This window comes from Metapseudomonas boanensis (assembly GCF_042232855.1).
Taxonomy (GTDB): Bacteria; Pseudomonadota; Gammaproteobacteria; order Pseudomonadales; family Pseudomonadaceae; genus Metapseudomonas; species Metapseudomonas boanensis.
Genome location: NZ_CP113889.1, coordinates 995,726 through 1,009,219, shown reverse-complemented (window position 1 = coordinate 1,009,219; position 13,494 = coordinate 995,726). Strand labels below are relative to the sequence as shown.

The following is a 13,494-nucleotide window of genomic DNA, read 5'->3' as shown; positions in this document are numbered from 1 at the left end:
CAGTCCCCATGCCGCAACCGATCCGTCTGAAAGACCACGAAAAGGACGCCCGCCTGGTGCGTCAGCGTGTGATCGTGGGCGCGGTGGCGGTGTTGCTGTTGACGTGCGTCCTGATTGCTCGCATGTATTACCTGCAGGTGATTCAGTACGAGTACCACTCGACGCTATCAGAGAATAATCGCGTCCATGTACAGCCGATTCCGCCGACGCGCGGACTGATCTTCGACAGAAATGGAGTGATCGTCGCCGATAACCGACCAAGCTTCAGTCTTAGTGTCACCCGGGAACGTTCTGGCGACTGGCAGAAGACGCTGGACGTGATCGTCGAAGTGCTGGAGCTGACGCCGGATGATCGCGCGCTCTTCGAGAAGCGCATGCGCCAAGGGCGCCGGCCGTTCGAGCCGGTGCCGATCCTCTTCGAGTTGTCGGAGGAGCAGATCGCCCGGGTTGCGGTGAACCAGTTCCGACTGCCGGGCGTCGAGGTGGTGGCGCAACTGGTGCGCCATTACCCGCAAGGCGAGCACTTCGCCCATTCAGTGGGCTATGTCGGACGGATCAACGAAAAAGAGTTGAAGCAGCTCGATCCGGTCAACTACAGCGGCACTCACCACATCGGCAAGACCGGGATCGAGCGCTTCTACGAAGACGTGCTGCACGGCGAGGTGGGCTACGAAGAGGTCGAGACCAATGCGCGTGGTCGCGTGCTGCGGGTACTCAAGCGCACTGACCCGAAGCCCGGCAAGGACCTGGTGCTGACCATGGACGTGCGCCTGCAGGAGGCCGCCGAACAGGCCTTGGGCGGGCGTCGTGGCGCCATCGTTGCCATCGAACCGGCTACCGGCGATGTACTGGCCATGGTCAGCCAGCCTAGCTTCGATCCGAACCCCTTTGTCACCGGCATCAGCTTCAAGGCCTATGCCGAGCTACGTGATTCCATCGATCGTCCGCTCTATAACCGCGTTCTGCGGGGGCTCTATCCGCCTGGCTCCACCATCAAGCCTATGGTGGCGGTTGCGGGTCTGGATGCAGGTGTCGTCACTCCGTCCACGAGGGTGTTCGACCCAGGCTTCTACCAATTGCCCAACTACAAGCACAAATATCGGAACTGGAACCGTTCCGGGGACGGCTGGGTGAACATGGAAACGGCGATCATGCGTTCCAATGACACCTATTTCTACGATCTTGCCCACAAGATGGGTATTGATCGCCTGCATGATTACATGAGTCGCTTTGGCTTTGGTCAGAGGGTCGCCCTGGACATGTTCGAGGAGTCCAGTGGCTTGATGCCCTCCCGCGAGTGGAAGCGTGCGCGCTATCGTCAGGCCTGGTACCCCGGCGAGACGCTGATCCTCGGCATCGGCCAGGGCTACATGCAGTCCACACCGCTGCAACTGGCACAGGCCGCTGCGCTGATGGCCAATCGTGGCAAGTGGATCCGTCCGCACCTAGCCAAGACCATCGAGGGCCAGCCGCCCGTGGACCCGAGTCCAATGCCCGACATCACCCTGCGTGATCCGAAATACTGGGATTACGGGCGCGTCGGCATGGAGCAGGTGGTGCATGGCGCGCGCGGCACGGCGCACAAGGTCGGCGCAACGTCGGTGTACCGCATCGCCGGCAAGAGCGGCACAGCCCAGGTGGTGGCGATCAAGCAGGGCGAGAAGTACGACCGCAACAAACTCCAGGAGCGACATCGCGACCATGCCTTGTTCGTGGCGTTCGCGCCAGCCGAGGACCCGAAGATCGCCGTAGCCGTGATGGTCGAGAATGGCGAGTCCGGTTCGGGCGTTGCCGCGCCGGTGGTCAAGCAAGTGATGGACGCCTGGTTGCTGGGTGAGGATGGCCAGTTGAAACCCGAGTTCCGCCCGCCGCAGCCGTTGGCGGACCAGCAGAGCGTCAATCGATGAACAGCAATTTCGATCGCACCATTTCCCAGGAGGACGTGCTCAAACGGCGCGCCACCCTCCTGCAGCGCCTGCATATCGATGGCTGGCTGTTGTTGATCCTGCTGGTGCTTGCCTCTGGCAGCCTGTTCGTCCTGTACTCTGCCAGTGGCAAGCATTGGGACCTACTGGCCAAGCAGGCCAGTTCATTCGGCCTTGGCTTGGCCGCGATGATCGTCATCGCCCAGTTCGAACCACGCTTCATGGCGCGCTGGGTGCCGCTTGCCTACGCTGTGGGCGTCAGTCTGCTGCTGGTGGTCGAGATCATGGGCCATACGGCGATGGGAGCCACGCGCTGGATCAATATCCCCGGCGTGATCCGCTTCCAGCCGTCCGAGTTCATGAAGATCATCATGCCGGCGACCATCGCTTGGTACCTGTCCAGGCACAATCTGCCGCCCAAGCTAAAGCATATCGCGGTCAGCCTGGTGCTGATCCTCGTGCCCTTCGTCCTGATCCTCAAGCAGCCTGACCTGGGTACCGCCCTGCTGATCCTCGCCTCGGGGGCCTTCGTGCTGTTCATGGCCGGGTTGCAGTGGCGCTGGATCGCCGGCGCGGTGGCTGCCCTGGTGCCCGTGGCCGTGGGGATGTGGTACTTCGTCCTGCATGACTACCAGAAGCAGCGGGTGTTGACGTTCCTCGATCCGGAGAGTGACCCGCTGGGCACCGGCTGGAACATCATCCAGTCCAAGGCAGCGATCGGTTCCGGCGGCGTATTTGGCAAGGGTTGGCTGCTGGGCACCCAGTCGCATCTGGATTTTTTGCCCGAAAGCCACACGGACTTTATCATTGCCGTCCTCAGCGAAGAGTTCGGCCTGGTGGGCGTTTGCCTGCTGCTCCTGGTTTACCTGCTGCTTATCGGCCGTGGCCTGGTGATTACTGCCCAGGCCCAGACCCTGTTCGGCAAGCTGATGGCAGGAAGCCTGACCATGACCTTTTTCGTGTACGTGTTCGTCAACATCGGCATGGTCAGCGGCCTGCTGCCGGTGGTGGGGGTGCCCCTTCCCTTTATCAGTTACGGCGGAACTCACCTTGTGACGCTGCTGTCAGGGTTTGGGGTTTTGATGGCGATCCATACCCATCGCAAGTGGATCGCCCAGGTTTGATACGAGTGAATGATTTGAACGCACTGCAAAAGTGGATGCAGCGAGTTGTTTCCGGGGCCGCTTTGGCCAGTCTGCTAGGCGCTGCTGCGCCAGCGCTGTCGGGGGATTACGAGGGAGCCCCGCAAGTGGCCGAGTTCGTCGCTGAGATGACGCGCGACTACGGCTTCGCTGGTGAGCAACTGATGGACCTGTTCCGTGAAGTAGAGCGCAAGCAGTCGATCCTCGACGCCATCTCGCGCCCCGCTGAACGGGTCAAGCCCTGGAAGGAATACCGGCCGATCTTCATCACCGAGGCACGCATCCAGAAAGGCGTGGCCTTCTGGAGCCAGCATGCCGAGGCGCTGGCTCGAGCCGAGAGGGAGTACGGCGTGCCGGCCCAGGTGATCGTCGCCATCATTGGTGTCGAAACCTTTTATGGCGGCAATACCGGCAGCTTCCGGGTGATCGATGCTCTATCCACGCTGGGTTTCGATTACCCGCCGCGCGCAGATTTCTTCCGCAAGCAGCTCAAGGAGTTCCTCCTGCTGGCCCGCGAAGAGCAGGTCGATCCATTGCTGCTCAAGGGGTCCTATGCCGGAGCCATGGGCCTGCCGCAGTTCATGCCGAGCAGTTTTCGCGCCTACGCAGTGGATTTCGATGGCGATGGCCACATCGACATCTGGAAGAACCCGGTGGATGCCATCGGCAGCGTCGCCAGCTATTTCAAGCAGCACGGCTGGGTGGCCGGTGGACCGGTCGTCAGCCGCGCCCAGGTTCGGGGCGAACGAGTCGACGAGGGGTTGACCCAAGGGCTGGACCCGGTGAAGGACGTCGGCGATCTTAGGGCGCTGGGCTGGGCAAGTGGCGATGCCGTGCGCGATGATGTGCCGGTTACGGCCTTCAAGCTGGAAGGCGACGAGGGGGCGGAGTATTGGATGGGATTGCCGAACTTCTACGTCATCACCCGCTACAATCGCAGCGTGATGTACGCCATGGCCGTGCATCAACTTTCTGAATTGCTGGTCAACGCAAGGGGCGGGCGTTAACCGATGCCACAACCAATAAAAGTTGCCGTCTACGGCGCGCTGGTGATGCTGCTGGCCAGTTGTTCCAGCAGCCGTGCGCCGCAACCTGTGCAACCCGGCGGACCGATTTCCGGTCCCGGCGACTATTCACGACCGCACAGGGACGGAGCGCCCTGGTGGGATGTCGACGTCTCGCGCATTCCCGATGCTGTGCCCATGCCGCACTATGGCGCGGTCAAGGCCAACCCCTATACCGTGCTCGGTAAGACCTACTACCCGATGAACGACGCGCGCCGCTACCAGGCAGTCGGTACTGCGTCTTGGTACGGCACCAAGTTCCATGGCCAGGCAACCGCCAACGGCGAGTCGTACGACCTCTATGGGATGACGGCGGCACACAAGACCCTGCCGCTGCCCAGTTATGTCCGCGTCACCAACCTGGACAATGGCCGCAACGTGATCCTGCGGGTCAACGATCGTGGTCCGTTCTACTCCGATCGCATCATCGACCTTTCCTTCGCTGCGGCGAAGAAGCTCGGCTATGCCGAAACCGGCACGGCACGGGTCAAGGTCGAAGGCATCGATCCCCACCAGTGGTGGGCTCAGCAGGGCCGTCCGGTCCCCATGGTGCTGGCACAGCCCAAGACCGTTGCCAAGGCACAGCCGCAGCCGGCGGTGCAACCGCTGGCCACCGCGGCAATCGAGCAGTACACGCCGCCCCCGCAGCAGCATGCCGCCGCCGTGCTGCCGGTGCAGATCGATGCAAAAAAAAACGATTCACTCGCAGCGTCTGGCCTGTTTCTCCAAGTGGGCGCCTTCGCCAATCCGGACGCTGCGGAACTCCTCAAGGCCAAGCTGAGCGAGACGGTGAGTGCCCCGGTGTTCATCAGCTCGGTCGTGCGGAACCAGCAGATCCTGCATCGGGTTCGCCTGGGGCCGATCGGCACTCAGGGTGAGGCCAAGCAACTTCAGGACAGCGTGCGTCTGGCCAATCTTGGCCAGCCAACCCTGGTGAAGCCGGACTGACGGCTTCCCAAACCTTGCCCGCAAGGGCCTGTTAGACCATTAGCAACTTCAGAGAGACGGATGAACATCATCAGCTTCGCTAAACGCCTTCTACTGCCAGCCGCCCTGCTCATTGCCGTGCCGGTGTCCCAGGCAGCCCAGCAGATTATCCCTTCGCCGCCACAACTGGCCGCCAAGTCCTATGTGCTGATGGATGCGCAGAGTGGCCAGGTGCTGGTGGAGAACAACGGTGACCAGCGTCTGCCGCCGGCCAGCCTGACCAAGCTGATGACTGCGTACATCGCCACCGTCGAGATCCGCAAGGGCCAGGTCGGTGAGAACGACCCGGTCACCATCAGCGAACACGCTTGGCGCACCGGTGGCTCGCGCATGTTCGTTCAGGTCAACACTCAGGTCTCCATGAGCGACCTGCTGCACGGCATCATCATCCAGTCGGGCAACGATGCCAGCGTCGCGGTGGCTGAACACATCGCCGGCAGCGAAGATGCCTTCGCCGACATGATGAACACCACGGCTGAAAAGCTCGGCATGACCAACAGCCACTTCATGAACGCCACGGGCCTGCCAGACCCGGAGCACTACTCCAGTGCCCACGACATGGCTCGCCTCGGTCGGGCGATCATCTATGAGGATCCGGCCCACTACGCCATCTACTCGCAGAAGGAATTCTTCTGGAACAACATCAAGCAGCCGAACCGCAACCTGCTGCTGTGGCGTGACAAGACTGTCGATGGCCTGAAAACCGGCCATACCGATGAGGCTGGCTATTGCCTGGTGGCCTCTGCTGTGCGCGACAACATGCGTCTGATCGCCGTGGTGTTCGGCACCAACAGCGAGCAAGCCCGCGCCGCGGAAACCCAGAAGCTGCTGACCTATGGTTTCCGCTTCTTCGAAACCCAGACCTTCTACCAGAAAGGCGCTGAACTGGCCAAAGCCCAGGTATGGAAGGGAGCGAACCGCGAAGTGAAGGCCGGCTTGGCCCAGGACCTGACCCTGACACTGCCCAAAGGTCAAGCCAAGAAGCTGCAAGCCAGCATGGCCCTCACCCCGCAGCTCATCGCGCCCATCAAGCAAGGCGACGTGATCGGCAAGGTCGAGGTCAAGATGGATGACCAGGTTGTGCACAGCGCGGACCTGATCGCATTGGAAACCGTTGAGGAGGGTGGCTTCTTCCGGCGTCTGTGGGATAGCATTCGCCTGTTCTTCTTCGGCCTGTTCAATTGACCTACTGAGCCGACGCCCTGCGCCTTATCCTGCGCGGGGCGTCCGCATCGCGGATCACGAGTCCGCCGCCGCCATGACCGATAGCTCCGACGTACAAGCCCCGAAAATCGAATTTCCCTGCGAACGTTACCCGATCAAGGTGATCGGCGATGCCGGCGACGGCTTTGCCGACCTGGTAATCGAGGTGATCCAGCGCCATGCCCCGGATTTCGACTCCACCACCCTGGTGGTGCGCGACAGCCGCAATGGCCGGTTCCTCTCCGTCCAGGTGTTGATCACCGCCACCGGTGTCGAGCAATTGCAGTCCATTCATAGTGACCTGCGCGCCACCGGCCGTGTGCACATGGTGCTCTAGTGGCGTCAGCCGAACTCATCGTGCGTCATCTAGGGATGGTGGACTACCTGCCGACCCTAGAGGCGATGCGCCGCCTGACCGTCGAGCGCAATCAACAGACGCCTGACGAAATCTGGCTGCTGCAGCACCCTCGTGTGTTCACCCAGGGCCAAGCCGGCAAGGCCGAGCATCTGCTGGCGCCGGGAGACATCCCGGTGATCCAGGTCGAGCGTGGCGGCCAGGTTACCTACCATGGCCCCGGCCAGCTGGTGGCCTATCTGATGCTGGACCTGCGCCGCCTGGGGTTGGGTGTACGCGAGCTGGTCACGGCCATGGAGCAGAGCCTGGTTGATGTGCTGGCTGCCTATGGCGTCAAGGCTGCACCCAAGGCGGATGCTCCCGGCGTCTATGTCGAAGGCGACAAGATCGCCTCGCTAGGGCTGCGGGTCAGCCGGGGCTGCTCCTTCCACGGGCTGGCGCTCAACGTGGATATGGACATGTCACCCTTCTGGCGGATCAACCCTTGCGGCTACGCTGGGCTGAAGATGGTGCAGCTCAAAGACTTCCTCGAGACACCGCCGCGGCTCGATGAGGTGGCGCAGCTCCTGGAGCAGGCCCTGCGCCAGCGGCTGGGCTACAAGCAGTAGGTGAGGCGTAGAACTCCCGAGGAAGCGGCGGCGGGATTGCCCCTCTCCCTTCGGGAGAGGGGGTACCTGCTCAACCCAGGTTGAGTGCCGGAATGATGCTTGGATCGAGGGGCTGGCCCGGTACCGGCACGGGTGCCGCTAGGCCCAGGTTGTTTTTCTCGAACACCCTGTCGGCCCTGTAGCTGGAGCGTACCAGCGGGCCGGCGGCGACTTCCATGAAACCTTTCTGCAGGCCGATATCGCGGAAGCGGTTGAATTCCTCCGGGCTGACCCAGCGCTTGACTGGCAGGTGGTTGCGGGTGGGCTGCAGGTACTGGCCGAGCGTGAGGATGTCCACGCCGATGGCGCGCAGATCGTCCATGGTTTCGATGACTTCCTCGTCGGTTTCGCCTAGCCCCAGCATCAGGCTGGTCTTGGTCAGCACGTCCGGGCGGTGGCGCTTGGCATGCTCCAGTACCCGCAGGGTCTTCTCGTAGCCGGCGCGCGGGTCGCGCACCACATGGGTCAGGCGCTTGACCGTCTCCACGTTCTGCGCGAACACCTGCAGTCCGGAGTCCACTACCCGTTCAATGGCCTCGTGGTCGCCGTTGAAGTCCGGGGTCAGGGCTTCCACAACCACCTGGGGCGTACGCTCCTTGATGGCGCGCACACAGGCGGCGTAGTGGCCAGCGCCGCCATCGTCCAGGTCGTCGCGATCCACCGATGTCAGCACGATATAGCGCAACGCCATCAGCTCGACCGACTTGGCAGTGTTCTGCGGTTCTTCTTGGTCCAGCCAGCCGTTGGGGTTGCCAGTGTCCACGGCGCAGAAGCGGCAGGCTCGGGTGCATACCGAGCCCATCAACATGATGGTGGCGGTGCCGTTGGACCAACACTCCCCCATGTTCGGGCAGTGCGATTCCTGGCACACGGTGCTCAGGCGATGTTCGCCGACATTGCGCTTGACCGCGTCGAAACGGCTGCCCCCCGGTGCCTTCACCCGCAGCCACTTGGGCTTTGGCTCAAATACCTGGGGTTCGGCAGAGGCGCGGCGCTTCTGGCCATCCTTGATCGCGGTGATGCCCTGAGCAGTACGGAACTTTTCGCCGCTGGCGACGGGTTTGGACGAGTCTGTATCGGACATCGGAAATCTGGCTCCGCTAGAGGCTTCGTTGGCTGCCGTAGGGGCAAGGGAGGGCGGCGCAGTGTATCACAAAAGGTGTCTGCTCGAGCTGGCAGCCGTCTGCGAGCGGGAGCGGCAGGCGGTTGCAAAGAGGTCGGGCGACGTTCTCGGCTCCGGCACGTCTTTGGTCTTCCCCGAGCTGCGGACCATTCGTGGCCCGCAGGCGTTGGCGCTGCTGGTAACTGCGGATCGCCTGGTGAGGGGCACCGATGGACGCCATCCGGAGCATCCGGGTTGTAGCGAGTCGCGGTCGAGGATTCTTGCAGCTCAACCCGTTCGCTGCGGCCCAGGGACGGCCGTCCCGAGACCGGTCACCCATGACCTTGCCTCCAGCCAGTTGGTGCGCCCGTCCCGCTGGGCCGACCAGCAGTCTCTCGGCCAGAAGATCAACTGATCGCGCCACACCCCCACACAATGGCCGGCCTCACTGGCGGCCATTGCATTTCTGACAGGGGCTCGCGCAGTGCAACGCCGCTGCCATGACCCCCGCTCCTGAACCCACATATTTGCCTATTGGTGTCTGCGCAACCCCTGCTTGTGTGTCAGTGCCTTGTTGCGCCGGCGAGGGTAACTTCATGCAGATTGTTGGGAGGGCTGCTGTCTCCGGGAAAATTCCTACGCGCCTGATGGCTCTTTTTACCTTGTTCGGGTTGTGCGTTCGGCCGACCACTCGAGCCACAAACGCCACCTTCTGACCAGGCAGGGCGCCCGGGAGAGAGCGTACATATTGCACAGGATTCTCTGGCCATCGCTGTTGCTGCTGGGAGCGCCAGCGTATGGGCAGTCTGCAGTTTCGAGGACGGCTATGCGAAGTTGCAGTACAGCATGTCCATCGACAATAGCCTGATGGTGCCTCGTGACGCCCCCTTGGGAAGCGAGTTATTTGACAGTGGTTGGAAGAGCGCGCCTGGCCCGCATCTCAAATGCAGCGGCAGTGGCAAGGTTTCTGGTCGTCACTCAGGAAGTTTCGGCGCGGCGGTCAAGGGCGTGCCTGGTAATCGGGTGGGCTCGGTGTTCGACACCAATGTTGCGGGGGCGGCATCCAGGTTTTCTAGTGCAACTCGAGCGATTGCGCCACCAATCATATGGACGTTATTCCGCCAACCAGCATCAACTGGATGGTCAATGACTTCGGCTATCACTTCAAGAAGAGCGACGGGTGGGTACGTCTGGTAAAGACCGGCCCTATGGAACCGGGCATCCACACCTTCAATGGGCTGGTGACCATACGCTAGATCGACTTGGGTGTTGCCGAGCTCCATGTACACGGGACCATCGAACCCGGCACTCTGGCCTGCCAGTTGGAAACGCCGAACCTGGTGGTGCAACTACCAAGCGTTACGGTGGGGGAGTTGCATTCCGGCAGGGAACTGCCAGGCAAGCAGTTCGAGGCTGCCTTGAAGTGCGACCCCGGTATCCGCCTCACCTGCCAGATCGATGAGCTTCATCCAAGCGCGGTTGCTGATGTAATGGCTAACGACTCGGGGCCCGGCATGGCAACTGATGTCGGTGTCAGGTTATATCGCGATGGCCCGGAGGGCATGGAGGGCGTGCCACTGTCCAAACGAGTCCTGCACACTGTCTCAACAGAGGACGGGCTTTGCACATCCCCTGATCGCTCGCTACTACAAGCGGGGCGAGCACGTTTCCTCCGGCAACCTTTCCACTGCAGCGAACCTTGTCCTCAGCTATGCGTGACGCGCGGCCGGGTGACCGGCCGCAAACCTATCCATCCACGCCTGCCGTGATGCGCGTCCGCTGACTCAGTGGCCGCCGCGCAACTGATCCAGCAGCTTCTGGGTCGGAAACCCGTCCGCAGGCCAGCCCAGGCGCTGCTGGTAACCGCGAATCGCCTTGCGGGTATTGGCGCCGATGATCCCGTCCGGGAGGCCCGGGTCGTAGCCAGCGGCGGTAAGGGACTCCTGCAGCTCAACTCGTTCGCTGCGGCTCAGGGGGCGTTCGTCCCGAGGCCAGCTAGCAATGACCTGGTTGCCGCCATCGAAGCGCTCGCCTAGCAGGCTGACGGCGAGAGCATAGGACGAGGAGTTGTTGTACTTGAGGATCGCACGGAAGTTGTTCAGCGTCAGGAACGCCGGGCCGCGGTGGCCGGCGGGCAGCAGCAGGGTGGCGGGCTCCTCGGCGAGGCCGGGTGCGAGTGGGCCAGTCTGCACGCCCAAGGCCTGCCATTGTGCTAGCGATTTGCGGGTGTCCGCATCGGCCAGGGCATAGTCGAAGCCCTGCGGCAATTGCACCTGCATCCCCCAAGGCTGGCCTTTCTGCCAGCCTGAAGCTTGCAGGTAGTGGGCCGCGGAGGCGAGAGCATCGGCCGATGAGTTCCAGATATCGCGTCGGCCGTCGCCGTCGAAGTCGACGGCGTGACTGTTGTAGGTGGTGGGGATGAACTGGGTCTGGCCCATGGCGCCGGCCCAGGAGCCAAGCATGCCCATGGGCTGGATGTCGCCATGCTGGAGGATTTGCAGCGCCGCCAGCAGCTGGCTGTGGGCGAATGCTGGTCGGCGACCTTCGTAGGCCAGGGTCGCCAGCGAGCGGATCACGGATTTGTCGCCCATGAACTGGCCAAAGCTGCTCTCCATGCCCCAGATGGCGACCAGCACTTCGCGATCGACGCCGAAGCGTTGCTCGATGCCATCGAGGGTGGTGCTGTGTTCTGCGAGCAGTGACTGACCCTTGCGCACCCGGTACGGCGACATGGCGCCTTCCAGGTACTCCCAGACGGGACGGGTGAATTCTGGCTGGCTCCGGTCGGCGGCGATTACCGCAGGATCAGGGATTACGCCAGCGAACGCGCGATCGAAGATCGTCGGGGTGACTCCGGCGGCAAGCGCTTCACTTCTGAAATGGGAGCGCCACTCTTCGAAACTGACGGCTGTGGCTGCTGGAGCATTGGTCGTTTGTTGCGTGGGTGCCGGTTGGCTCAATGGCTGGCTGGACTGGGTCGTGGCGGACGGCGCGGGGGTCGGGGCGTCAGCGCAAGAGGATAGCAGCGTAAGGGCGGAGGCCGCGGCCAGGCTGCGGAGAATCGGGCCGGGGGCTGGGGCGTCGAACATGCGTAGGTCTCAAAGCGTGCACGGTGAGTTGCGACCTTAGCACGTCCGGCCAGTTTTAGGCGGCTAGAAGCGACGAAGCCTCCCAACTGTGGGAGGCTTCGCGACGGTAGCTGCCTTTGCCTTTGAGTGGCTTTTCCTGGCGACAGCGGAAGAGTGGTTGGGCTACCAGGGATTTCGCCCGGTTGGGGGCGGCTTTGCATTTCTTGGCCATGGTTGATTCCTCGAACGACGCCTGCACCAACGCAGGCGTGCGCATCTTCTTCGATTGATCAAAAAATGTCCAGTTATTCGGTTGCCAGCGGCAATCTTTGCCCGGCCAGCAGCAGGGCAAGGCGCGCCAAGCCGTTCCATGGGTCACCCTGTGCCTGGCCCTTGATCTGGGCGTCGATCCGCTGGGCATCCTGCAGCAACTGGTTCCAGCGGGACGCTGGGTGTCGTTGCAGCGCGCGGGTCACCAAGGGCCGTCGCTTGTCCCATACCGGTGGACGCGCGGAGGCGAAGGCCTTTTCCAGCGGTACGCCTTGGCTGAACTGCTGGGCAAGGCCGGCCAGCAGCCGAAGCTCGCGGGCCAGGGCCCAGAGGATGACAGGCGGCTCGACGCCTTCGCCACGCAGCCCTTCAAGGGTGCGCAAGGTATGGGCCGCTTCGCCATTCATGGCAGCGTCGATCAGCCCGAATACGTCGAAGCGCGCGCTGTCGGCAACTGCCGCCTGCACAGTGGCGGCATCCACCTGGCCGCCCTCGGCTAGCAGCTTGAGCTTTTCGATCTCCTGGGCTGCGGCTAGCAGGTTGCCCTCGACGCGCGCGGCGATCAGGTCCACCGCTTCCTGGTTGGCGGCCAGGCCCGCCTGGGACAGGCGCTGGCGGATCCACTGGGGCAGTTGCTGCGCTTCAATCGGCCAGACCTGGATGAACTGAGCGTCCGCGCCGTCGATCAACGCCTTGGCCCATTTGGTCTTCTGTGTGCTGCCATCGAGCTTGGGCAGACTGAGCAGCAACACCGTGTCCTCGGGCGGTCGCGACAGGTATTCCAGCAAGGCCGCTGCGCCTTTGTCACCAGGCTTGCCGGAGGGTAGGCGGACTTCCAGCAGGCGCTTCTCGGCGAACAGCGAGAGGCTGGCTCCCGCTTCCAGGAGCAGGCCCCAGTCGAAATTGGATTCGGCGTTGAACACCTGCCGTTCGCTGAAGTCCCGCGCGCGGACGCAGGCCCGGATCGCGTCGCAGGCCTCTTGGCAGAGCAGCGGTTCATCGCCGCTGACCACGTAGACCGGTGCTAGCGGGCCTTGCAGGTGTTTAGCCAGTTGTGCGGCGTTGAGTTTCATAGGCTGGAAACAATAGGGGCCGCTGGTGCGGCCCCTTGGGACTCATTGAATGGGCAGTTGCAGCGGCGATTGCTGCGGTTGCTGTACCTGTCGGGACTGGCGCGCAGCTTCCATCGCTTCGGCTTCCGCCTTGGCCTTGGCTTCCGCTGTCTGTTGCAACTGGTCCAACTGCGCAGGGGAGACCAACTGCAGGCGCATGACCAGCTGCTGGACCACTTCGCGGCGCATTTCCTGACGAAGCTGGGCGGCTTCCTGGTCGGAACCGACCAAGTTGTTACCATCGTGCACGTAGTACTTCTGCACGGTCAGTCGGTCGTTCATCAGCAGCAGGTTGTTGGCGCCACGGATTTCGTAGTCGAGCGTCTGGGTCAGCTCATACTCTGCGCTGCGCACGCTTTGGGTGTAGGAGGCGGTGCGTTGGCCTTCGTCCTCGCGAGCCAATACCAAGGTGTATGGCGCGCCGGCATGGACCTTGACGTTGCTGTTTTCCAGCTGCTCGCGGACCTGCTTGACGGTTTCGCCATACTGGTTGCGCGCAGTCACATCCAGCTCTTGCAGAGCGAACGTGGCATCGCCGGTACCGCGCAAATGAAAGCCGCAGGCGCTCAGCAGCGTGGCAAGGCCCAGGACCAACAGATTCCGTTTCATCATCGTTTGC

At 62.7% G+C, this 13,494-nt stretch carries 14 protein-coding genes; 9 read left to right on the top strand and 5 right to left on the bottom strand.

What is annotated here, in order from left to right; genetic code table 11:
• The first annotated feature begins 8 nt into the window (after nucleotides 1-8).
• From mrdA to lipB, 7 genes are all read left to right on the top strand, one after another.
• Entirely contained in the window at nucleotides 9-1,907 is a 1,899-nt protein-coding gene (gene mrdA / locus OXH74_RS04710; RefSeq protein ID WP_215371108.1) for a penicillin-binding protein 2, read from the top strand.
• Nucleotides 1,904-3,049, top strand: coding sequence for a rod shape-determining protein RodA (gene rodA / locus OXH74_RS04705; protein ID WP_215371105.1), 1,146 nt, complete (start codon nucleotides 1,904-1,906; stop codon nucleotides 3,047-3,049). Before mrdA ends, rodA begins: the two co-directional genes overlap by 4 nt.
• Nucleotides 3,050-3,084: 35 nt before the next feature.
• Nucleotides 3,085-4,074, top strand: a complete 990-nt coding sequence (gene mltB, locus OXH74_RS04700) for a lytic murein transglycosylase B (RefSeq protein ID WP_375741560.1) — start codon at nucleotides 3,085-3,087, stop codon at nucleotides 4,072-4,074.
• Between the two features lie 3 nt (nucleotides 4,075-4,077).
• Nucleotides 4,078-5,079, top strand: coding sequence for a septal ring lytic transglycosylase RlpA family protein (locus OXH74_RS04695; protein ID WP_215371102.1), 1,002 nt, complete (start codon nucleotides 4,078-4,080; stop codon nucleotides 5,077-5,079).
• A gap of 60 nt (nucleotides 5,080-5,139) precedes the next feature.
• Nucleotides 5,140-6,303 (top strand): D-alanyl-D-alanine carboxypeptidase family protein, encoded by a 1,164-nt coding sequence (locus OXH74_RS04690; protein WP_215371099.1) that lies wholly within the window; start codon nucleotides 5,140-5,142, stop codon nucleotides 6,301-6,303.
• Nucleotides 6,304-6,376: 73 nt separating this feature from the next.
• Nucleotides 6,377-6,658: a DUF493 domain-containing protein gene (locus OXH74_RS04685; RefSeq protein WP_215371096.1), complete on the top strand. Its 282-nt coding sequence runs from the start codon at nucleotides 6,377-6,379 to the stop codon at nucleotides 6,656-6,658.
• The gene (lipB, locus tag OXH74_RS04680) at nucleotides 6,658-7,284 is read left to right on the top strand and encodes a lipoyl(octanoyl) transferase LipB (RefSeq protein ID WP_375740267.1); all 627 of its coding nucleotides are present in this window, start codon (nucleotides 6,658-6,660) and stop codon (nucleotides 7,282-7,284) included. The genes OXH74_RS04685 and lipB overlap by 1 nt, the downstream gene beginning before the upstream one ends.
• A 70-nt stretch (nucleotides 7,285-7,354) precedes the next feature.
• Here lipB and lipA read toward each other — a convergent pair whose 3' ends face one another.
• Nucleotides 7,355-8,407: a lipoyl synthase gene (gene lipA / locus OXH74_RS04675; RefSeq protein WP_375740266.1), complete on the bottom strand. Its 1,053-nt coding sequence runs from the start codon at nucleotides 8,405-8,407 to the stop codon at nucleotides 7,355-7,357.
• A gap of 1,124 nt (nucleotides 8,408-9,531) precedes the next feature.
• Here lipA and OXH74_RS04670 point away from each other — a divergent pair.
• Together OXH74_RS04670 and OXH74_RS04665 are read left to right on the top strand one after the other, a co-directional pair.
• Nucleotides 9,532-9,681 (top strand): hypothetical protein, encoded by a 150-nt coding sequence (locus OXH74_RS04670; RefSeq protein ID WP_375740265.1) that lies wholly within the window; start codon nucleotides 9,532-9,534, stop codon nucleotides 9,679-9,681.
• Between the two features lie 6 nt (nucleotides 9,682-9,687).
• Nucleotides 9,688-10,194, top strand: a complete 507-nt coding sequence (locus tag OXH74_RS04665; RefSeq protein WP_375740264.1) for a fimbrial protein — start codon at nucleotides 9,688-9,690, stop codon at nucleotides 10,192-10,194.
• Between the two features lie 15 nt (nucleotides 10,195-10,209).
• Here OXH74_RS04665 and OXH74_RS04660 read toward each other — a convergent pair whose 3' ends face one another.
• The 4 genes from OXH74_RS04660 to lptE form a co-directional block, all read right to left on the bottom strand.
• On the bottom strand, nucleotides 10,210-11,514 hold the full coding sequence (locus OXH74_RS04660) for a lytic murein transglycosylase (RefSeq protein WP_375740263.1): 1,305 nt from the start codon (nucleotides 11,512-11,514) through the stop codon (nucleotides 10,210-10,212).
• Between the two features lie 55 nt (nucleotides 11,515-11,569).
• Entirely contained in the window at nucleotides 11,570-11,725 is a 156-nt protein-coding gene (gene arfA, locus OXH74_RS04655; RefSeq protein ID WP_375740262.1) for an alternative ribosome rescue factor ArfA, read from the bottom strand.
• A 73-nt stretch (nucleotides 11,726-11,798) separates the two neighbouring features.
• Nucleotides 11,799-12,836: a DNA polymerase III subunit delta gene (gene holA, locus OXH74_RS04650; RefSeq protein ID WP_375740261.1), complete on the bottom strand. Its 1,038-nt coding sequence runs from the start codon at nucleotides 12,834-12,836 to the stop codon at nucleotides 11,799-11,801.
• A gap of 42 nt (nucleotides 12,837-12,878) precedes the next feature.
• The gene (gene lptE, locus OXH74_RS04645) at nucleotides 12,879-13,487 is read right to left on the bottom strand and encodes an LPS assembly lipoprotein LptE (protein WP_375740260.1); all 609 of its coding nucleotides are present in this window, start codon (nucleotides 13,485-13,487) and stop codon (nucleotides 12,879-12,881) included.
• Nucleotides 13,488-13,494: the final 7 nt, after the last annotated feature.